General features: G+C 33.9%; 17 protein-coding genes. 7 read left to right on the top strand and 10 right to left on the bottom strand.

Annotated features, from left to right (window positions below):
- Positions 1-60 precede the first annotated feature (60 nt).
- From GJJ64_RS10725 to GJJ64_RS10700, 6 genes are all read left to right on the top strand, one after another.
- Positions 61-2943, top strand: coding sequence for a glycoside hydrolase family 2 protein (locus tag GJJ64_RS10725; RefSeq protein WP_154287769.1), 2883 nt, complete (start codon positions 61-63; stop codon positions 2941-2943).
- A gap of 1 nt (position 2944) precedes the next feature.
- A complete protein-coding gene (locus tag GJJ64_RS10720; protein ID WP_154287768.1) occupies positions 2945-4168 on the top strand; it encodes a hypothetical protein in 1224 nt (407 codons plus the stop codon).
- A gap of 132 nt (positions 4169-4300) precedes the next feature.
- The gene (locus GJJ64_RS10715) at positions 4301-5179 is read left to right on the top strand and encodes an ROK family protein (protein ID WP_154287767.1); all 879 of its coding nucleotides are present in this window, start codon (positions 4301-4303) and stop codon (positions 5177-5179) included.
- 171 nt (positions 5180-5350) lie between these two features.
- Entirely contained in the window at positions 5351-7927 is a 2577-nt protein-coding gene (locus GJJ64_RS10710; RefSeq protein ID WP_154287766.1) for a GH116 family glycosyl-hydrolase, read from the top strand.
- Positions 7928-7931: 4 nt separating this feature from the next.
- The gene (locus tag GJJ64_RS10705; RefSeq protein WP_154287765.1) at positions 7932-8501 is read left to right on the top strand and encodes an RbsD/FucU domain-containing protein; all 570 of its coding nucleotides are present in this window, start codon (positions 7932-7934) and stop codon (positions 8499-8501) included.
- 214 nt (positions 8502-8715) lie between these two features.
- Positions 8716-9711, top strand: coding sequence for an alkaline phosphatase D family protein (locus tag GJJ64_RS10700; RefSeq protein ID WP_154287764.1), 996 nt, complete (start codon positions 8716-8718; stop codon positions 9709-9711).
- Between the two features lie 91 nt (positions 9712-9802).
- Here GJJ64_RS10700 and GJJ64_RS10695 read toward each other — a convergent pair whose 3' ends face one another.
- From GJJ64_RS10695 to kdpB, 5 genes are read right to left on the bottom strand one after another with little or no spacing between them, the layout of a single operon-like run.
- A complete protein-coding gene (locus GJJ64_RS10695; RefSeq protein ID WP_154287763.1) occupies positions 9803-11536 on the bottom strand; it encodes a sensor histidine kinase in 1734 nt (577 codons plus the stop codon).
- 4 nt (positions 11537-11540) lie between these two features.
- Complete coding sequence (locus GJJ64_RS10690; protein ID WP_154287762.1) at positions 11541-12653, bottom strand: sensor protein KdpD; 1113 nt, start codon at positions 12651-12653, stop codon at positions 11541-11543.
- A 12-nt stretch (positions 12654-12665) separates the two neighbouring features.
- Entirely contained in the window at positions 12666-13739 is a 1074-nt protein-coding gene (locus GJJ64_RS10685; RefSeq protein WP_154287761.1) for a porin, read from the bottom strand.
- 30 nt (positions 13740-13769) lie between these two features.
- On the bottom strand, positions 13770-14336 hold the full coding sequence (locus tag GJJ64_RS10680; protein ID WP_154287760.1) for a K(+)-transporting ATPase subunit C: 567 nt from the start codon (positions 14334-14336) through the stop codon (positions 13770-13772).
- Between the two features lie 13 nt (positions 14337-14349).
- A complete protein-coding gene (kdpB, locus tag GJJ64_RS10675; protein ID WP_154287759.1) occupies positions 14350-16389 on the bottom strand; it encodes a potassium-transporting ATPase subunit KdpB in 2040 nt (679 codons plus the stop codon).
- 161 nt (positions 16390-16550) lie between these two features.
- Here kdpB and GJJ64_RS10670 point away from each other — a divergent pair, with 161 nt between their 5' ends.
- Positions 16551-16925 carry a four helix bundle protein gene (locus GJJ64_RS10670; protein WP_026903888.1) on the top strand — a complete coding sequence of 125 codons (375 nt, stop codon included), beginning with the start codon at positions 16551-16553 and terminating at the stop codon, positions 16923-16925.
- A 137-nt stretch (positions 16926-17062) separates the two neighbouring features.
- On the opposite strand, the gene kdpA is transcribed toward GJJ64_RS10670, so the two are convergent.
- The 5 genes from kdpA to GJJ64_RS10645 form a co-directional block, all read right to left on the bottom strand.
- Complete coding sequence (kdpA, locus tag GJJ64_RS10665; RefSeq protein ID WP_154287758.1) at positions 17063-18790, bottom strand: potassium-transporting ATPase subunit KdpA; 1728 nt, start codon at positions 18788-18790, stop codon at positions 17063-17065.
- A gap of 9 nt (positions 18791-18799) precedes the next feature.
- A complete protein-coding gene (gene kdpF / locus GJJ64_RS17090) occupies positions 18800-18877 on the bottom strand; it encodes a K(+)-transporting ATPase subunit F (protein ID WP_081659238.1) in 78 nt (25 codons plus the stop codon).
- A 445-nt stretch (positions 18878-19322) separates the two neighbouring features.
- Entirely contained in the window at positions 19323-20651 is a 1329-nt protein-coding gene (locus GJJ64_RS10655; RefSeq protein ID WP_229655516.1) for a sigma-54-dependent transcriptional regulator, read from the bottom strand.
- Between the two features lie 135 nt (positions 20652-20786).
- A complete protein-coding gene (locus GJJ64_RS10650; RefSeq protein WP_154287757.1) occupies positions 20787-21002 on the bottom strand; it encodes a hypothetical protein in 216 nt (71 codons plus the stop codon).
- A 366-nt stretch (positions 21003-21368) separates the two neighbouring features.
- Positions 21369-22307 (bottom strand): PepSY-like domain-containing protein, encoded by a 939-nt coding sequence (locus tag GJJ64_RS10645; RefSeq protein ID WP_154287756.1) that lies wholly within the window; start codon positions 22305-22307, stop codon positions 21369-21371.
- Between the last annotated feature and the right edge of the window lie 29 nt (positions 22308-22336).

Raw genomic sequence — 22336 nt, 5'->3', positions numbered from 1 at the left:
TTAAAAGAGCGCTGAAACAGTGTCTCTATAAAATTTTTTTAATATAATTTTTCCAACACCATGTTAAAAGACAACTTTTTTAAATTAAAAAAAACAGCTATTTCTAGTTGTTTAATGTTTGCTTTTTCGGTTGCAGTTGCTCAAGACAAACTAAATTATGGTTTGTCTCAACCACAAGATCCTGCTACGCTTCCAAAATCTAAGGTGCCTGTTGTTTTTCCTCAAAAGAAAGAAAAAGTAAATGCGGTTACTGTTTTAAAACCATTAAACAATAATGAATTTGAAATTACAGGTGGTTGGGAAATGATACAAGCATCAGAAATTAATGGTTCTGGCGCATATGTTTCTAGCCCAAGTTTAAGTACATCAAAATGGTATAATGCAACCGTCCCAGGTACTGTTTTAACAACATTAGTAAACCAAGGTGTCTACCCAGACCCATACTTTGGTTTAAACAATTTGGCTATTCCGGAAGATTTATCAAGACAAAACTGGTGGTATAGAACTACTTTTAAAACACCAGACCTTAGCAACAAAAAGAATGTTTTATTGGTTTTCAATGGAATTAATTACCAAGCTGATATTTGGATAAACGGCAAATTATTAGGAAAAATTAATGGCGCTTTTAAAAGAGGTAGCTATGATATTACAAAATATTTAAACACTAAAGAAGAAAATGCAATTGCAGTAAGAATTATTCCTCCACCAAATCCGGGTATTCCTCACGAAGAATCTCCTAGTGCCGGACGTGGTCCAAACGGAGGTCTTTTAACTTTAGATGGTCCTACTTTTATCGCATCAGAAGGTTGGGATTGGATGCCAGGTATTAGAGATAGAAATATTGGTATTTGGCAGGATGTAAGACTTAAATTAGTTGATGATGTAACTATATTAAATCCTCACGTAGTAACAGATTTACCACTTCCAGATACCTCAAAGGCTAATATTTTTATCAGCACTGAGCTTGTTAACCAATCAAAAACCAATCAAAAAGTTGTAGTAACGGGTAAAATTGGAGAAATAAAATTCTCACAAGAGGTTGAATTAAAAGCTGATGAAACAAAAAAGGTTTCTTTTTCGCCAGATCAATTTCCGCAATTAAAAATGAAGAACCCTCGTTTGTGGTGGCCTAATGGCTATGGCAAGCCAGAGTTATATCATTTAAACTTAACAGTTGCTATAAACGGAAAGATTTCTGATGAAAAATTAGTTCGTTTTGGAGTAAGAGAGTATACTTATGATTTAACGGTTGATGTACCATCAGAACCAGCAAAAAGAGTAGAATTTAATCCTATAAACGCACTAAAATCAGGAGCTCCAATTTTTGATAATGCTAACAGAAGAGAATTAGCAAGACAAGTTTCTATTCCTTCATTATTACCAAATGTAAATCCAAATCTTCTAACACCTAGTACAGAAACTGGTACTGCTCCTTTTCTGGTAATAAAGGTAAACGGACAAAAAATATATTGCAAAGGCGGAAACTGGGGTATGGATGATGCCATGAAAAGAGTGTCTAGGGCACAACTAGAACCTGCTTTTAAGCTACATAAAGATGCTAATTTTAACATGATTAGAAACTGGACTGGTGAAAGTACAGAAGAAGTATTTTTTGATTTATGTGATGAATACGGAATGTTAGTTTGGAACGACTTCTGGATTTCTACCTTAGGCTATAACCTAGATGTATCGGATGAACATTTGTTTATGGATAATGCCATTGATGTAGTTAAGCGTTACAGAAATCATGCTTCAATTGCTGTTTGGTGCCCAAGAAACGAAGGTTATGCTCCTAAAAGTTTAGATTTACAATTGGCCACTTTAATCGCTAAAGAAGACGGAACTCGTTTATATCAAGGAAATTCTAGATCATTAAATTTAAGAAATAGTGGTCCATGGGACTTTCAAAAACATCCCATGATTTACTTTAACAAACTTGCCGATGGATTTAGTACAGAATTAGGCACTCCATCTATTCCTACGGCAGCTTCTATGCGTAAAATGATGGCAAAAGAAGATGTTTGGCCTATAAGTGATGTATGGTACTATCACGATTTACATTTCGGGCAAAAACCATATCTTAAAACAATTGATTCACTGTATGGACCTTCTGCAAGTTTAGAAGAATTTACTAAAAAGGCACAAATGGTAAACTATGATAGCCATAGGCATATGTTTGAGGCTTGGAATAGCAAGTTGTGGAATAACACTAGTGGTTTATTACTTTGGATGACCCACCCTGCATGGCCAAGTATGATTTGGCAAGTTTATTCATGGGATTTTGAAACTTTTGGCTCTTACTTCGCCTCTCAAAAAGCTTGTGAACCTATACATGTACAAATGAATTTGAACGACAGTCAGGTTGTAGTTGTAAATACATCTTTAAAATCTATACAAAATGCGGTAGTAACTTTAGAAGTATTTGATTTGAAAGGTAAATCAATCTTTACACAAAAAGCAAATTTAAATATCTTAAGTAATCAATTAAATAAAGCATTTAAAGCCACATTACCTGCCAATTTACCAAACAATTATTTGGTAAGATTAATTTTAAAAGATAAAAACGGTAATATTATATCTGATAATGATTATTGGAAAAACAATAAAAATGTTGGCAATTTCTTGGCTTTTAATGATTTAGAAAGTGCAAAATTGGGAATTAATGTAACAAGCACTAAAAAGGCAGAATCTTCTGAGACCTATTTTACCATAACTAATAAATCATCAGTTCCGGCAATTGCCATTAAGTTAAATCTTAAAGATAGCCAGACTAAAGAAATTATTTTACCTGCTTATTTCTCTGATGGATATTTTAATTTATTACCAGGCGAAACTCGCAAAATTAAAGTTGAGTATCCATATCAAAATAAAGAAGTAGAAATTGCTGTAGATGGCTATAACATCCAAAACACAAATAATATTAAAATTGCTTCAACTAATTAATATGATGGGATTTACAAAGAAAATATTAGCGCTGTACTGCTGTTTTTTAACTTACAGTACAATAGCTCAAACCAAAGCTAAACTAAATGATGCTGATGTTTTAAGCATTATTGAGAAAAATAAACCCTTAAGAGGTATAGTAATACCTGCTAATATTAAGGATATGATTGGCGCTACCCATGTTGGGGGGAAATACTTTTTTACCAAAGAACCTTTTTTGGTAGAGGGAGCAAAAAAATTAGATAGTTTAGGGTTTGGGGTTTGTAAGCTATGGTTTTATAAAGATCCTAAAGGATACCAATACAATTCTAATTGGAACTTGCCTCAACAGTTTAGTTTAACAGATTTAGCTGAGCATCCGTATTATCAACAGGCATTTAATTTACCTTTCTCTACTTTCATTTTAAGTACCAAAGGATCTGTTAAAAATATGATTAATGCTAAGGATGAGGAGTTAAAAACTGAAGAGCAAGAATATTATGAGCTAGCCAAGTATTTTTTGAAAAAATACAAAGATAGATCAGTAAGCTTCGTATTTCAGAACTGGGAGGGCGATTGGATTCTTAGAGGTGGTGTTTCAGCGAAAGTAAAATGGGATAAAGATAATTTGCCAGCTAATGCAGAGCAAAGATATAAGAGTATGCAAAAAACTTTTAAAGCCAGACAAGACGGAGTAAACAGAGCCCGTTCTGAGGTAAAGAATACAAAATGTAAAGTTTATCATGCTATAGAAGTGAATAGGGTAATGGAAGCTATGAACGGTATTCCGGGTTTGGCAACACATGTATTACCTTATGTTGAAACAGATATGGTTTCTTGGTCTGCTTATGATGCAACAAGCCCCGATAAAAGCGGTCTGAAATTATACAATGGAATATCTTTTTTAAAAGAGCAGATGAAGCCTACCGCTTATGTTAAGCAGCCCACCGTATTTTTAGGAGAAATTGGTATCCCAGAAATGTTAACTAAAAAAAGTCCTCAAGAGGTTAAAGAAGCGTGGGATAATTATTTGGCAGTATGTTTAGCGCAAAACGTTAAATATATGGTACAATGGGAGCTTTACTGTAATGAGAATGCAACAGATAAAAAAATTATGCAGCCTCAATTCACAAGAAATGAAGCAGATTTAAAAGGTCTTTGGCTGATTAAACCAGACGGAACTATGGGGCATGCTATGACCTATTTTAATCAAATTTTAAAAAATGCTGGTAAAAAATTAAAGTAAGAAAGTGATTTCGCTTTTCAAGCTTATCATTTTTTAATATTCATTTCAATCTTATGTATTGTTAGAGCTAATGCTTTATCTAACATTATCCTATAAACCTAAATTATAAAATTGTCTTTTTGATTTAAACAAATGAAAAGTACATCCCATATAGTGATAAGTGCAGATGTTGGTGGTTCTCATATTACTACGGCGCTTGTAAATATTACCCAACAAAGTCTTATTCAAGAAACCTTAATCAGAGAAAGAGTAAACCCGCTAGGCACACCTGAAGAAATTATTGATAACTGGAGCAGCTGTATTTTTAGAACCATCAAAGGCTACGAACATCAAGTTAAACACTTTGGTATTGCTATGCCTGGTCCTTTTGATTATGAAAAAGGTATTTCAAAAATAAAAAATGTGGCCAAGTTTGATGCTCTTTATGGTTTAAATGTGAAGGAAATGCTTGCTAAAAAATTAGGAGTAACAACTTCACAAATAAAAATGATGAACGATGCTGGTTGCTTTTTACAGGGTGAAGTTTATGCAGGTTCGGCAAAGGGATTTAACCATGTTATTGGACTAACATTAGGTACAGGTTTAGGAACAGCCCGCTATCATTATGGTGTTGGTGATGATGCTAATTTATGGTGCATGCCTTTTAAAAATTCTATTGCCGAAGATTATATTTCTACTAGGTGGTTTGTAAATAGATATCAAGAATTAAGTGGCTTATCCATAAAGGATGTTAAAGCATTAGCCGAAATTTATGAAACAGATGAATTTGCAAAATCAATATTTGAAGAATTCGGGCTTAATCTAGCTTTATTTATCGAGGAGTTTATCAAAAAAGATAATCCAGAAGTGGTTATTATTGGAGGGAACATTGCTAACGCCTTTCATTTATTTAAAGATGAAATGATCAAGCATTTTAACAAATCTAAAATTAACACAAACATTAATCTTTCAAAATTAAACGAAGTAGCGGCTTTATTAGGTGCAGCTAATTTGTGGGCAAATACAAATTAACCGCGTATTTAACAGAAAAATAGATTGATTTCTCAAAAGCTAAACCTGTTTAAGGTGGTCATTAAAATGGAATGATACCTCGGTTCATAGACTTTGATAATCATTATACGTTAAAGATATCATTGTTTAACAAACAGCAAAAATCTTTACTCTTCTAAATTATATAACACCATGAAATTAAATTTTAAACAACTTTTTCTTTTCAATTTAAGTTTCTTTACCATCCTAAATATCAATTGGCTTACAGCGCAAGATAAAGAAGACTGGCCTATTTTAAAGCATTACGATCAGAATCATTTGCTGAATATTGCACTTCCTTTAGGTGGTATTGGTACCGGTACGGTTTCTTTAGGAGGACGTGGAGAATTGCGTGACTGGCAGATTATGAATAAGCCAGGGATTGGCTTTAGCACTGTAACTGCCGGAAACAACGCTCCTTTCTTTGCTATTTTTATGCATCCTGCTGGTGAACAGCCAATTACCAGAGCACTTTTAGGCCCTCTTGATGATACAGAATATCAACATTACGAAGGCAGGCCTGTTAATCAGCATGGTTTTCCAAGATTTTCAAATGCGAGTTTTGATGCTTCTTATCCTGTAGGGATGGTCAACTTATCAGACCCTAATTTACCCCTAAAAGTTAAAATTATCGGGTTTAACCCTTTAGTTCCCGGAGATGCAGATGCAAGCGGGCTTCCAATTGCTGTACTTACCTATCAAGTTACAAACTTAACTTCAAAACCAATGACAGTTTCTGTTTGTGGCTCTATGCGCAATTTTGTAGGAAAAGATGGTAGCAATTATCATCGTGATTGGAAAGGAGACTTTATCCCCGATGGCGCAAAGAAAAACCAAAATATTTTTAAAGATAATGGGAAGTTTAGCGGTATTTACATGTACTCTGATAGCGTAAGCAAAGATGACCCTGCTTTTGGTACAATTGGTTTGTTAACCGATGAAAAATCTGGAGTAAGCTACCGTAGGTCTTCTGTAGCTGACGGCTGGGTAGGGCTTTCTACACTAGATTTCTGGGATGATTTTAGCATAGATGGCGAACTGACCGACAAAATTAAATTAAATGATCATGACCCCATGGCATCTTTGGCGGTCAAAAAAGAGATAGCACCCAACAGTACAGAAACCTTTCAGTTTTATATCACTTGGAATTTCCCCAACAGATTTGCATGGTCAAAAACTGTAGTAGGTAATTATTACAGCACCAAATATGCAAATGCTTGGGATGTAGCAGAAAAAGTTATCCCACAAATTCCTGCTTTAAAGCAAAAGACAAAGCTCTTTTTAAATGCATTTATCAATTCTTCCTTACCATTGGTTGTAAAAGAAGCAGCACTTTTTAACCTCAGTACGCTACGTTCTCAAACTGTATTTAGGATAAAAGATGGACACATGATGGCATGGGAAGGTGTGATGGATGAATTCGGCTCTTGTAAAGGTTCCTGTACCCATGTATGGAACTATGAAGTAGCAACTCCTTTCCTTTATGGTGAGTTGGCAAAAACTATGAGGGATATAGAATTTAATTATGCATCTAGAGATAATGGTTTTATGGCTTTTAGGGCAGATTTACCATTATCAGAAGCTTCTAAAGGCTCAATAGCCGCTGCCGATGGGCAAATGGGAACCATTATGAAGTTTTATAGAGAATGGCAGTTATCTGGTGATAACCAATTTTTGAAAGCTAATTGGCCTAAAGTAAAAAAAGCCTTAGCTTTTGCTTGGGTAAAAGGCGGTTGGGACGGTGATGTAGATGGTGTAATGGAAGGATGCCAGCATAATACCATGGATGTTGAGTATTATGGACCAAACCCGCAAATGCAATTTTGGTATTTAGGAGCGCTACGGGCCGCAGAAGAAATGGCTAAATTTTTAAAAGATGATGCCTTTGCCAAAAAGTGTAATATGCTGTTTAAAAAAGGAAGCGCCTGGACAGATGCTAACCTTTTCAATGGAGAATATTACATCCATAAAATTCAACTACCTACAACAGATATTTTCCCGGGACTAAGAGGGGGAGGCAAAATTGACATCAATAAAATCAAAAACCCGAACTTTCAGTTGGGAAAAGGTTGTCTGGTTGATCAGTTAGTTGGGCAATATATGGCCCATATCTGCGGATTGGGCTATCTAGCTCAAAAGGAGAATATAGATACCACGCTAAAATCAATTATGAAATATAATTATGTAGCAGATTTCTCTTCTAAATTCAATAATATGCGCTCCTTCGTAATGGGCAATGAAAGCGGACTAATTATGGCGAGTTGGCCATACGGACGTGAAAAAGTTCCATTCCCTTATTTTGCTGAATCTATGACTGGTTTTGAATATACCGCTGCTGTTGGGATGATGTATGAAGGCCAAATGGATAATGCATTAAAATGTATAACGAGTATCAGAAATAGATTTGACGGAAGAAAAAGAAATCCTTATGATGAGCCAGAATGTGGCCACCACTATGGTAGAGCCATGGCTAGCTGGGCCTCAGTTCTAGCGCTAAGCGGTTTTCAGTACTCTGGAGTAAAAGGCAGTATTTCATTCACCTCAACTCCTGGAAATTATTTTTGGAGTAATGGGTATGCTTGGGGTACTTGTAAAGTAGAGAATAAAAAAGCGGTATTAACTGTTTTAAATGGTACGCTTTCATTCTCAAAATTCAGTTTAGGTAATATATCAACGAAAGTAAAGCCCACTATATTGAAAGCTGGTGAGCAAAAAGAAATTAATTTATAGTTTGATGAGAACGTTAAAATATTTACTAACCCTTTTACTGATAATTAGTTGCACTGTTGCTTGTCAAAATAAAGCTTCAAAAACAGAAGAATCACTTTCAGATTCGTGGAAACTACAATTTAAAAAGAAGCTTTCAGAATACGGCCATAGAAACTGGATTTTAATTGTTGATAAAGCTTTTCCCTTGCAAAATTCTGCCGGTATTATTACCATTAATACCCACCAAGACCTGCTAAAAGTACTTGATTATACTTTAAGTCAAATAGATAGTTCATCCCATGTAAAACCTCTAATCTTTACAGATAAAGAGCTCAACTATATTAGCAAAGAACAGGTTGAAAATATAGGTGATTACCGAACTGCCTTATTAAAAAGTATTGGAAAGTATCAGCCCCAAAGCATGTTGCATGACTCTGTTTTTGTGAATATAGATAAAGCTTCAAAATTGTTTCAAGTTCTTGTTCTAAAAACAAATGAAGTTATACCCTATTCTTCAGTATTTATACAATTAGACTGTAAGTACTGGACAAGTAAAAAAGAGAATGATTTAAGAAAAAGAATAGATGCTCTTTAAAGCGAAATAGAAGATAAGTTTAAGCCCCCGTCTGATAAGTTTTTTCATTTTTAGGGTATACCAAATTAAAATATTAAGCATTTTCATATCTAAACTACTTTAAAATACTTATCCATTTAAAGAAGAACTTTAGTCTATATAAACAAAATATAGATTTAACTTTCTAATAATTTTAAAGCTCTACTTTTGGTTTAAACAAGCATTAAATACTATTATGAAATATTCTCTAGCAGTTATACTTATTGCATCATTTGCGATAAGCATTAAAGCTCAAACTAGTAAAACTCAAACATTTGCTTTTGGTTCTTGTAACCGTGAGACTTCTCCACAACCCTTATGGGATGTTATCTTAAAAGATCAGCCTAACTTATGGATTTGGCTTGGTGATAATATTTATGGCGATACACATGACATGGATGTTCTAAAAGAAAAATATCAAATACAAAATGACAATCCTGATTATAAGAGGTTTGCAGCCAAAGTTTCGTTAATTGGCACCTGGGATGACCATGATTATGGAAAAAATGATGCTGGAAAATATTATCCGCGTAAGCAAGAAAGCCAGCAATTAGCCCTTGATTTTTTGAAAGTACCAGCAGAAAGTCCAGTTCGTAAGCAGGAAGGTATTTACTCATCTCATGATTATCAAGTAGGAAGTAAGAGAATACAAGTAATTCTATTAGATTGCAGATATCATCGTGATACTTTAATGCAAGATGGTAATAAAAGTTATATTCCTAATGTACAAGGAGATATTTTAGGGCAGGAACAATGGACCTGGTTAGAAAGCCAGTTAAGCACTAATGCTGATGCTTATATAATAGGCTCAAGTATTCAGATATTATCTGAGGAACATCCGCATGAAAAATGGGCCAATTTTCCTAGTGCTAGAAAAAGATTGATAGACTTGTTAATTAAAACTAAACCTAATGGTGTAATTTTATTAAGTGGAGATAGGCATATTGGGGAGTTTTCAAAAACACAAATTATAGGTTTAAACTTCCCAATTTACGATATTACTTCCAGTGGACTTACAAATCCTGCATCACATATTAAAGCAGAGCATAACCCATACCGCGTAGGACCATTGGTTAACCAAAAGAATTATGGACTGTTAGAATTTAAAGACAAAGGCAAAAAGCTTGTGGTAACAATGTCTTTAAAAGGCCTTGAAACACCTGTTTATCATAAAGAGGTAGTGGAATTCTGATTCACACTTTAAATCTTTATGATGAGCGCATTCCTTGAATTTAAGTTACAAAGGGTTAATGAAGATTATCTGAACAAGCTTTTCCTCAATGCTATGAAAACGATTTTACAAGTGTTAATGTAAAAACACTACCTACCCCAAATTCACTATCAACGCTGATATTACCTCCTTGGGCTTCAATAAAATCTTTACTGATGGCAAGTCCTAATCCGGTACCTTCTTTTTGGGTGCCTGGAACTCTAAAATAGCGTTCAAAAATTTTATCTAGGTATTGGGGGGCTATGCCTTGCCCCTGGTCCTCAATAATTATCTTTACTTCTTTTGTGGTTTCTAACATTTTAACGTTAATAACAGATTGCTCATGAGAGTACCTGATGGCATTGGCTATCAGATTGGTGATTACCCATGCTGTTTTTTCTTTATCCGCTAAAACTTTAGACACCGTATCAGAATAATTGATTTCAAATTTTATTTGTTTTTGCTCTGCTTGTGTTTTAGTTGCTTGGATAGCATAATCTAAAATTTCTATAGGGCTAGCAGGTAATATATTTAATTGTATATGACCACTTTCTAATTGTGCCATGTTTAATAACTCGCTCGTAATTTTCAATAAACGATGTGTGTCATCTTGTATACTTTCAATCAAATCATTTTGCTCTGGATTTAGATCCCCCATTTGTTTATTTTTCAAAAGTTGCGTACTCATTTTGATAGAAGAAATAGGTGTTTTTAACTCATGAGAGATGGTTGCTATGAAATTGGTTTTAGCTTCATCCAGCTCGTGGAAAGCGGTAATATTCTTCAAAATATAAACAGAACCAATATTTGTAAAAGCGTAGTCGATATTTTTTTCGGGGTATAAATTACTTTGTGGAACCAAAATATTTAAAGCCTCCTTTTTAAAATAACTTTCTTTTGCATCGGCATAAATTTTCAGCTCATGGTTTACATGATTGTTAAGCAAGTCTTTTAATAAATCGTTCTTTAATGCAACATCGGGCGCAAATTTACCTACGAGGTCATTTTCGTTTAAACCAAAGAGTTTAAGAGCTACAGGGTTAACAAATAAAATATGCTGATGCTCGTCTAACCCAATTACACCATCATTCATGCTGTTAATGATAGCTTCTATCCTTTTTTTCTCAAAAAGAATTTTTGCCAAATTAGAGTTTTCAAAATCATGAAGCTTTTGAGCCATACTATTAAAAACCTGAGCTAACTCACCAAACTCGTCTTTAGAAGTAAAGCTTAAACGCTTGTTATAATTTTTCGCTTCAATTTCTTTTATTCCTTCTGTTAATAATTTAATGGGATTTGCAATATAACCGGGAAAATTAACAATAAAACTAAAAGTGATTAATAAACAGATACCTCCCCAAAAAATTAGAAATAAATTGGCACTATGCGCTGTTTTGTTTGCTAGTTCATTTTTAAAGATGATGGCTTTTAAATTTAAGTCCATGATTTTGTTCAAGCTAGCTCTAATTTGTTGTTGATGTTTAGCTACGTTTAGGGTGTCAGTAGCCTTTAACTGCTCTAAGTGATGTCTTACCTTTACGGTTAAAACCTGTTCTCCAGGCTCTGTAAGGTTGCTTTCCTGTTTAATAAGTTGCCTTTCAAAATTATTTAATGAGCTACCAAAATCAGACTTATCTAATTCGTACAACATCAATCGGGTATATTCTAGGGTCTCGTAATTATCTTTAAGAACCAATTTTGCTTCAGCAGATAGCTTGTTTAAATAATAAGCTGATAGTGCTCCAAGTATCAGAATAATGATAAAAAGTAAGCTAAAGCCTAAACGAAGTTTGGTTTTTATTTTCATTTCATCAAGATAAAATAATCAGGTCAATATCTGTATTTGTTAAGCGTTTAGAAAGTTTTTCGAAAAGATTTGGTTTGAAAAGATTAAGCAGACTAGTACTTTTAGGTTTACCGATGCAAATGGTTGTAATTTGTTTTTCAAGAACCAACTCCATGATGGCTTCTACAATATCAACATTTTTTTTTCTGACAACTTCTGCACCCATTTCTGTAGCTAGCTTTAAATGATTTATTAAGTGTCTTTGATTGGCTAATTTTATTTTATCAGCCGCTTCTGATGGGATTTGAACATATAAAACCATCCATTTAGCATGATAATAAGAGGCTAACCTTGCTGTTTTTCTAATGATGTTTTTTGCACTATTTGGATGTGAACTGATACAAGCTAAAAAGTATTCCTGTCTTAATTGTATTTGCTTAGGAACTTCTGTTTGAATTTTTCTTTCTAGCTGATTAGAAACTTCCCTTAAAGCCAATTCTCTTAATTGTAATATTTTCTCGATTTGGAAAAAATTCCTCAGGGCTAAAGGTACTTTGTCTAAAGTATAAATCTTACCTGTTTTTAGTCTATCAATCAATTCATCAGCTGTTAAATCAATATTAACTACCTCATCTGCCATTTGCAAAACCTTATCTGGCACTCTTTCTTGCACTTCAATACCGGTGATAGCTTTGACATCCTCATTTAAACTTTCTAAATGCTGAATATTTACAGCTGATATCACATTGATACCAGCATTTAAAATATCCAGCACATCTTGCCAGCGTTTTTCGTTTTTGCTACCTTCTATGTTCGTGTGTGCCAGTTCATCAATAATAACCACCTCTGGATGCAAATTAATAACTGCTTGTACATCCAGTTCTTCTAATTCTTTACCTTTATAAAATAATTTTCTACGGGTTATAATGGGCAAACCTTCTAAAAGCGCATGCGTCTCTTTTCTTAAATGCGTTTCAATAAAAGCTATTTTTACATCAATACCATTTGCTAAAAGCGCATGTGCTTCTTGCAACATTTTATAAGTTTTGCCTACACCGGCACTCATGCCTATATAAACTTTAAGCTTACCTCTTCTATTTGATTTTACTAATTCTAGAAAATCAGAAACTTGTTGCATCTCAATTTTAAATTAAAAAGACAAGGCCAAACTTGCGGTTAAACTGGTATTGTAATTTACAGCATTGTTATTTCTAATAAAGATTTGGTCTTTGCTATCATAAGTTTTGCCTTCTATTCTAAACGTTGCATTACTTACCGGAGCATAATCAATATTTATTGAATAACCGGTTGTGCTAAAACCATTTGGCGTACCTGTATTGATGATGATGCCATCGCTATCTTTATAAAACTCTACTCTTCCTGCTACAGCCCATTTGGGTTGAAACTTGTATTGAGCAATCAAAACTGGAGCAAAAATCTCACTCTTATCAGATTGACCGCTTAGCTTTTGCTGCGTTCCGTAATCAAACCCTGCTGTTAGCCCCAATACATCCGTTAGTTGTGCAATTGCATAAAAGTTATGATAAAATCTATGCACACTAACTTCATCCACACCTTCAGTACCATAATAATTACTGTAGTTAAAAGTTAAACTTGAATTTGGTTTATAGGTAAGCTGTAATCCACCGGCTGGCTTACTGTTACCATCTTGTCGCATGATTTTTTGCCATCCATTTAAATAAAGTAAGGTTGCAGTAAACTTATTATTGGCCGTAGCATAAGATAATTTTGCCCCAGCTTCATAATAAGGTGTATTTTCAGAAACTATATTTCTGGTTAACACCCAGCAGTCTTTACTGATAGCGCTCTCAGAACCTATATGAGAGGGAAAAATTCCTGCATCAAACCAAATATTTTGGGTTTTACTTATTTTGACGCCTATATTAGCCTCAAAAATGTTTTTTAGAACTCCTGATTCTGCTGCTAAATTGGCATTGGTATAAGTTCCTGCCATTAAAGCCAGATTTCCTCTTAGCATTTCACCGCTGTAATTGGCTTTTAGAAATCCTAAATTTAGGTTTACTTCATTGTGTCTGTTGTGCGAATAGATAAAATTTGGTCTGTTGTTACTAGTTGGCTTGTTAAAATCATAAACGTAATAGGTCTCCAAATATCCACTAATATTTATTTTGATAGGTTGTTGCGCTTTTAGTTGAGTTCCAAATATTAAGATCAAAGCCAATGATAAAATTTTTGTTTTCATGTTTGTATAATTATTAAAAAGGAAAAACATCTATCTTTTTAATTCGTCTAAAGCCAAATTCAACTTTAAAACATTTACTGCCGAAGGTCCAAATAAGCCTAATAAAGGTTTTTCAGTATTTTTTTCAACCAGTTTTTCCAACTGTTTCTCCTCAAGTTTGCGATATTCTGCTACTCTTTTAATTTGAATTTTAGCTCCTTCTACTGAGATGTTTGGGTCTAAACCACTACCAGATGCTGTAACTAAATCTGATGGGATTTGGGATTTTTTTAAATAAGGATGATATTTCAGAAGTGTATCTACCCTATCAGATACTTGTTGTAAATAATCAGGGTTTGATGGACCTTTGTTAGAACCTCCAGAACCAGCTGCGTTATAACCTACTGCTGATGGACGTCCCCAAAAAAATTCTGGATTAGTAAAAGACTGGCCAATTAAAGCATAACCAACAGTTTTACCGTTTCTAACTATCTTTTCTCCGCCACCTTCGCCTTTAGAAAATTTACCTGCAAAAGCTAAAGCTAAAGGATAAAGTACGCATAGCAACACCATTAAAACAATTGTTAAGCGTATAGATTGTAAAATGTATTTTTTCATGATTTCTTAAATTTTAAACAAATAAACCAACCACTAAATCAATTAATTTGATGCCTATAAATGGCGCAATTACTCCTCCAATACCGTAAATAAATAGGTTTCGACGTAGTAAAGCAGTTGCCCCTATGGGTTTATAAGCCACACCTTTTAATGCCAAAGGAATTAGAATTGGAATAATGATGGCGTTAAATACCACCGCCGATAGAATTGCACTCTCTGGACTGTGTAAACCCATGATGTTTAAACCTTGTAAAGCTGGTATAGAGGCAATAAAAAGAGCGGGAACAATCGCGAAATATTTTGCCACATCATTTGCAATGGAAAATGTGGTTAATGTTCCTCGGGTTATTAATAGCTGTTTTCCAATTTCAACAATTTCAATCAGTTTAGTAGGGTCGTTATCTAAATCAACCATGTTACCGGCTTCTTTAGCGGCTTGTGTTCCACTATTCATGGCAACACCAACATCGGCTTGAGCTAAAGCTGGAGCATCATTTGTTCCATCTCCCATCATGGCAACCAATTTTCCTTGTTGTTGCTCTGCTTTAATATAGTTCATTTTATCTTCTGGCTTTGCTTCCGCGATAAAATCATCAACACCTGCTTTTTCTGCTATAAACTTAGCTGTAAGTGGATTATCCCCAGTAACCATTACGGTTTTAACGCCCATTTTTCGTAAGCGCTCAAAGCGCTCGCTGATACCTGGTTTGATGATGTCTTGCAATTCTATTACACCCATTACCACTGCGTTTTCAGTCACTACTAAAGGTGTTCCTCCGTTTGAAGATATTTTCTTTACTTCTTCAGCGGTATCTTCGGGGAAATTAAAGCCAGCTTTTTGTGTGATATTTCTCATAGCATCAGAAGCACCTTTAAGAATTTGATTTCCGTTGCTTAGTTTAACACCGCTAGACCTTGTTTCTGCAGTAAATTTGATAAAATCCATCCCTTCTTTTTCTGATGATGAAACAGCGCCAATGGGTAAAAGCTGATTGGCCAACTCTACGATTGATTTCCCTTCTGGTGTATCATCGGGGATTGAACTTAATAAACAAAGCTTTATAAAAACTTCTCTTGGTATTCCTTTAGAAGGATAAAATTGTGTTGCCTTTCTGTTACCTATGGTGATGGTGCCCGTTTTATCTAACAATAAAACATCAATATCACCAGCAGTCTCAACCGCTTTTCCAGATTTAGTAATCACATTAGCTCTTAAAGCCCTGTCCATACCTGCTATACCAATTGCAGAAAGTAAACCACCAATGGTTGTAGGGATTAAACAAACAAAAAGAGAGATTAAAGCCGCGATGGTAATTGGCGTATTTGCATAATCAGCAAATGGTTTTAAAGTGATACAAACAATGATGAAAACCAATGTAAAACTTGCTAATAAAATGGTTAAAGCAATTTCATTAGGTGTTTTTTGACGAGAAGCACCTTCTACCAAAGCAATCATTTTATCTAAAAAGCTTTCGCCTGGCGATGTACTTACCATTACTTTAATTTCATCAGAAAGCACTTTTGTACCCCCAGTTACTGATGATTTATCGCCTCCAGATTCTCTGATAACTGGTGCTGATTCTCCTGTTATTGCCGATTCATCTATGGTAGCAATACCTTCAACAATCTCCCCATCTGTAGGGATGGTATCACCAGCTTCGCAAATAAAAATATTACCTTTTTTTAGTTGACTTGAAGAAACTTGTTGAATGGTTCCATCTGCTAAAATTAATTTAGCAGGAGTTTCTTCTCTGGTTTTTCTTAAACTATCTGCTTGTGCTTTTCCTCTTGCTTCGGCGATAGCCTCTGCAAAATTCGCGAACAAAAGCGTTAGGAATAGCACTAAAAAGATGAAAAAGTTATATAATGCAGAACCTTGACCAGTATTGCTGATAGAATAAAAAGTAACATAAGCCATTACCAAAGTACCAATCTCTACAGTAAACATCACCGGGTTTTTAATCATTACCCTTGGATCTAATTTTATAAAAGATTGCTTTAGTGCGGTTTGAACCAATGTAGGTTCAAATAATTTATTGGATTGAGATTTCATTTTTTATAGTATTAGTGAGAATAGGAAATAGGTGCTTTTATATGGAGATATAGAGAATAGGAAATAGAGACCATTTTCGCATTTACCCCATTCTATTTAAATTCCTTAAAGTCTATTCCTATTTTTCTGTATATTCAGATTTTAAATTAATAAGCTAGTTTGTGAAACCACACCAAAATTTAGAAGTATGGAAGCAAAGTTTTTCTCTTGTCAAAAAATTATATGCCCTTACTTCTGCTTTTCCAACTGAAGAGAAATTTGGACTTACCTCACAAATTAGAAGAGCCTGCACCTCTGTTCCAGTTAATATAGCGGAAGGTTCTGCCAGAAGATCTGATAAAGAGCTGCTACAATTTTTATACATATCTCTTGGTTCTGCTAGCGAGTTAGATACATTGTTATTGTTATCCAAAGAGCTTGGATTTATAAGTAATGATGATTGCGAAATCGTATTAAAAGATTTAGACTCCATATATAAATTACTTTTAGGTTTTATTAATACTGTTAAAAAAAGAATCATGGCTGTAAGCAAATAGGAGATTGAAAATAGAGAGCATGAAACAGTCTCATCTTTTAATTTTATCATGCTATAATCAATAATTCTCATTTTCTTCAATCTATTATCTATTCCCTCTATTCTATTCCCTATTCCCCATGTTCTATTCCCCTTATTCTATTCCCTTAATCCAATCATAGTAAAGTATTCTGCCAAAGGACCCAATGCCAAAGCAGGAAAATAGGAAAGTGCGTTTAAAACTAGAATGACTGCAAATGTCATTAAAGCGAAAGTTTTAGTATCTGTTTTTAGCGTACCTGCTGATTCTGGAATATATTTCTTGGCACCTAATAAACCTGCAATGGCTATTGGACCAATGATAGGTAAGAAACGACCAAGGAATAAAACTATGCCTGTTGAGATATTCCAGAAAATATTATTATCTCCCAAACCTTCAAAACCAGAACCGTTATTGGCATTAGATGAAGTCATTTCATATAACATTTCTGAAAAGCCGTGGAAACTTGGATTATTCAACCAATTTGCTGGTTTAACAGCCCAATCGGCATCGCCATAGGCTCCAAATACAAAAGTTGATATTGCTGTGCCTGCTAAAATCAATAACGGACTTAATAAGGTGATGATGGCTGCAATTTTTATTTCTCTGGCTTCTACCTTGTGTCCTAAAAACTCAGGCGTTCTGCCTACCATTAAGCCAGAAATAAACACTGCGATGATGAGATAAATAAAGTAGTTTAAAATACCTACACCACAGCCTCCATAAAATGAATTAATCATCATTCCAAGTAATTGCCATAATCCTGATAAAGGCATTCCACTATCATGCATAGAATTAACTGATCCCGTAGATATAATCGTGGTAACAGTACTCCAATAGGCTGATGCTGTTGGCCCAAACCTTACTTCTTTGCCTTCCATGGCTCCTGTGGTTTGGCTAATTCCTAATTTTTCTATGGCAGGATTACCCCCCAATTCACTCATAATGGTTGGTATCAGGAGCATAAACATCCCAATGGTCATCACCCCAAAAATTGTCCAAGCTAATTTTTTTCTTCTAATAAAATATCCAAAAGCTAAAACCATAGCTATAGGAATAATCATTTGAGAAATCACCTCAACCATGTTGGTTAAGTAACTTGGGTTTTCTATAGGATGGGCAGAATTTACACCAAACCAACCTCCTCCGTTTGTTCCTAAATGTTTTACAGCTATCATTCCAGCGGCAGGCCCTCTTGATACATTTACAGTATCTCCTTGTAAAGAAATGAATTGATCTTTTCCTTCATAACTGGTTGGAGTACCATTAAAAGCTAATATTAAACCTACAATTAAAGAAATTGGAAGTAATAATCTGGTTATTGATTTCACAAAAAATTCCCAAAAATTACCTAGGGTAGTAGTGGTTTTATCTCTAAATGCTTTAAAGAACACTACTGCTGCTGCAATACCTGTAGCTGCACTTGTAAAATGCAAAAACATGATTACAAATTGTTGGGTAAAATAAGTTAAGCCAGATTCGCCCGAGTAGTGCTGTAAATTACAGTTTACGACGAAACTGATGATGGTATTGAATGATAAATCAGGACTCATTCCTGCGTTTCCATCAGGGTTTAGCGGTAATTTATCTTGATACATCAAAGCAAAAAAACCATAAACTAACCAAACAGAATTAATGGTTAACATGGCTTTTAAATGTTGCTTCCAAGTCATTTGCTCTTTAGGATTGATGCCGGATAGCTTATAAATGATGCTTTCAAAGGGTTTTAAAAAGTCTGTCCAGGTTTTTTCTCCAGCAAATACTTTTGCCAGATATTTTCCAAGTGGTACAGCAATTACCAAGGTGATGGCAAATGAAGCTATAATTCCAAGTAATTCAGTATTCATGATGAAGGGTTAAAATTTTTCGGGCTTTAGCAGTACATAAACCATATAAATGAAAACTGCTATGGATATAATTAATAAATAAATCATTGTTTTGGGGATTAAATTTTCTCGAACCAGCTTATACATTTAAATGCAAGCAAGCAGAGTAATAAAAGAGTTAGCAATAAGATGAGTATAAGCATGATTAAGATTTTAAAAAGATGTTTGAAAGGATAGAGATAACAGCTAAGCTCAGCATTAAACCCATAAATACTTGGTATGGTGTGGGTTTGTAATGATTTGATTTTTCCATATTTGTGATATTAATTTTGATAACCCATACCAAAACAAATACCCTGATAAAAATTAGGAAAAAAATAAAATCAATAGGCTGATTATCAGTGATTTTAACAAAAAGCACTCATCATACGAATTATAAAAGCCTATCAAAATGGAAGGGTACATTTTCAAATTGGTAGGATTTGGGGAAAGGATGATAACCATACAGCTTATTGATAAATCAAAAGCTGATTAAAAATAATATCGTGTAAGCTTATTTTAAACCGTATTCTTCCAGCTTGCGATAAAGGGTAGTTAAACCAATATTGAGTAGCCTAGCTGCCTCGGTTTTATTTTGATGGGTATGATGTAAAACTTTAAGGATGTGCTGTTTTTCGATGGTTTGCAAATCAAAAGCATTAAGATTTGAATATGATTTATTAAACTCCCAGGGAAGCAAAGAGCTGTCTAACTCATCAGCGGAAGCTAAAATAACCGCTCTTTCTATCATATTTTTTAATTCTCTGACATTACCTTTCCATTGGTGAGCTTTCAACTCTTTTAAAAAATCAGGAGATATTTTTTTCACTCCTTGATTGATTTTAGCAGCAAATTCTTTGAGGTAAAAATCAGCCAATAATTCAATATCTTCTTTTCTTTGGTTTAAGGATGGAATGGCTATAGAAAAAACCGATAGTCGATAAAAAAGATCTAATCTAAACCTGTTTTCTTCCGCTTCTTTTTGTAAATTTCTATTGGTGGCAGCAATAATTCTTACATCTACTTTTATGGTTTCAGTAGCACCTACTTTTATAAAAGTACCGGTTTCTAAAACACGTAATAATTTGGCTTGTAAATCAATATCAAGTTCGCCAATCTCATCTAAAAATAAAGTACCTAAATGGGCTTCTTCAAACAAGCCTTTTTTATCTTTTAATGCTCCGGTAAATGCGCCTGCTTTATGCCCAAATAGTTCACTTTCTAATAATTCTTTTGATAGTGCACTACAATTGATGGCTACAAATTTCTTATTAGCTCTTTTGCTTTCGTAATGAATGGCATTGGCAAAAACCTCTTTCCCAGAACCAGTTTCTCCTAAAAGTAAAACAGTTGTATCAGTTTTAGCTACTTTTTCGGCCAAGTTTATCACTTCTTTTATGGCATCTGATTTACCAATGATAGATCTAAAACTAAACTTACCAGCTATTTTAGCTTCTAATTCCAGAACTCTTCGCTGTAATAAAGATTTTTCCATTGCTTTGGCTATCAAAGGGATAATTTTATCATTATCATCTCCTTTAATGATATAGTCAAAAGCTCCATTCTTTATAGCTTGTACACCATCAGAAATATTTCCATAGGCAGTTAAAAGGATAACTTCAGGTATGGGATATTGCTCTTTTATTTTTTTTACAAATGTAACCCCATTACCATCTGGTAGTTTTACATCGCATAATATGATATCTACATCGTACTGTTCAAGCTTCTTTAATGCAATTTTACAATCTGCGGCCTGTATAACTTCAAAACCCTCCAGTGTAATAATTCTGGCCATTAGAGTTCTTAGTTTATCTTCATCATCTATAAGTAATACTTTTCTCAAAATATGACGCTTCTATTATGATGTAAAGATATTGTTTATTTCTATTATACAAGATAGTATGAATAAGTGTATCGATTACTTAGGTCGAAAGCAGAGCTCTTACAAGCTCAGAAGGAAAATTATAATTCATCTCGTTTAATATTGTACTTTTAAAAGTATCTGCTTATAAAAAGATTTTAGTACTTGTTCATTGGGGTAATGATGCATAAATGGCAGTGCTTTTACAGATTCTACCATTAATTTAGGGTGAGTAAATTGATAAGGAAACTCAAAAAAGCCATTATTATACTTAAATGCTTTAGCTAGAATTTTCTTTTTCCAGTGGTTTACTATTTCAAGTATATTTTCCAAAATTTAATTAGAGAGATTAAATTAATTAGTAATATAAATTAACAAATAAATGATTAAATAACAAAAAATCCGACTGTAGCCTTTTAAAATTTTTAGATTAATCACTTTTAATTAATTATATATTTTTTATGTTAAAAAAGTGTTTAGAATAAATTTAGAGGCAATGGAAAAATATATAGTTAGAGTCAAACTACATAAGCTATAGGTCTACTGAATTAAGAAACTCTTTTCTAAATAATAGGTTTCATGATATAAAATTAGCAAAATGCAAAAGAAGACTCTATTGCATTATAATTTATAGAATAAAAAAGGATTGATTCTTATCCGAACCAATCCTTTCATCAGAAAATTAAAATAAGAGAGAAATTATCTTATCACTTTTGCCTCTACAAAAGCTCCTGTAGCGTTAAACAATACTGCGTATTTAGTCATGTTAGCATCTATGATAACTAGATAACCTCTTAATACGCCATTTGCTTTGTGCTCAAAAGCTTTTTTGAAAACATAATTAGGATAAGTTGTACTTAAATAACTTAATACGCTAGCTGGTAAAGCACTTTGTGCAATTTCTTTTTCTTTACCAGGATGAGATGGTAATACTTCTCTTCTCACAAAAGAACCGTCTGCTTTAAATGCTGTTCCGTAGAATTTTACGTTTTTACTTACCACCAACACTCCGCCATCTTTCCCTACCCAAGCATTCTTTAAAGTATCTTGAGGGTAATTGGTAGCAAAATATTGCTTAATAGTTTGTGATAATGCGCTAAGAGCAATACTATCTCTTTGTTTACCATCTCTGTTATCAAAAAAACCACCCGGATGATGTCCACCTGGTCTCTTCATATCCTTACCTTCTCTTAGTTCTAAAACTTTTATAAAAGTACCTGTGGCACTAAAGCGAAGTGCTACTGGTTTGCCATTAAATAAAATAGCCACCACATAGCTATCTAAAGTATTGGTAGCAATTAGCGTTGTACTAAATGCTTTAATAAAAGTATAACCCGCATAATTGGTGCTTAAATAAGTTGTAATAGGCGCTAAAAGTGCGCTCTCTGCTACTGCAGCTCTTTTATGTGTTCTTCTACAAGCATCAACAGCGTAAATAGAATCTGGTGCTGTAGTAGTTGTAGAGCCATTTGATGTTGTTAATACGATAGATGTTGGTGCAATTGCAACTGCGCCAATTTGTGTAGCATCTGAAGATAAATCTGTTTCTACTTCTTGGCCTTTTTGGCAAGCAGTAAAACCTGTTGCAATAGCTAATAATGCTATGGTTAATGTTTTAGCGGTGCGTAAATTTTTCATATTATCGTTTGTTTAAAGGTTATAAAATC

Source organism: Pedobacter puniceum (assembly GCF_009674685.1).
In the GTDB taxonomy this organism is placed as follows: domain Bacteria; phylum Bacteroidota; class Bacteroidia; order Sphingobacteriales; family Sphingobacteriaceae; genus Pseudopedobacter; species Pseudopedobacter puniceum.
Note: the sequence above shows the minus strand (reverse complement) of the source record. Positions and strands in the feature narration are given on the sequence as shown.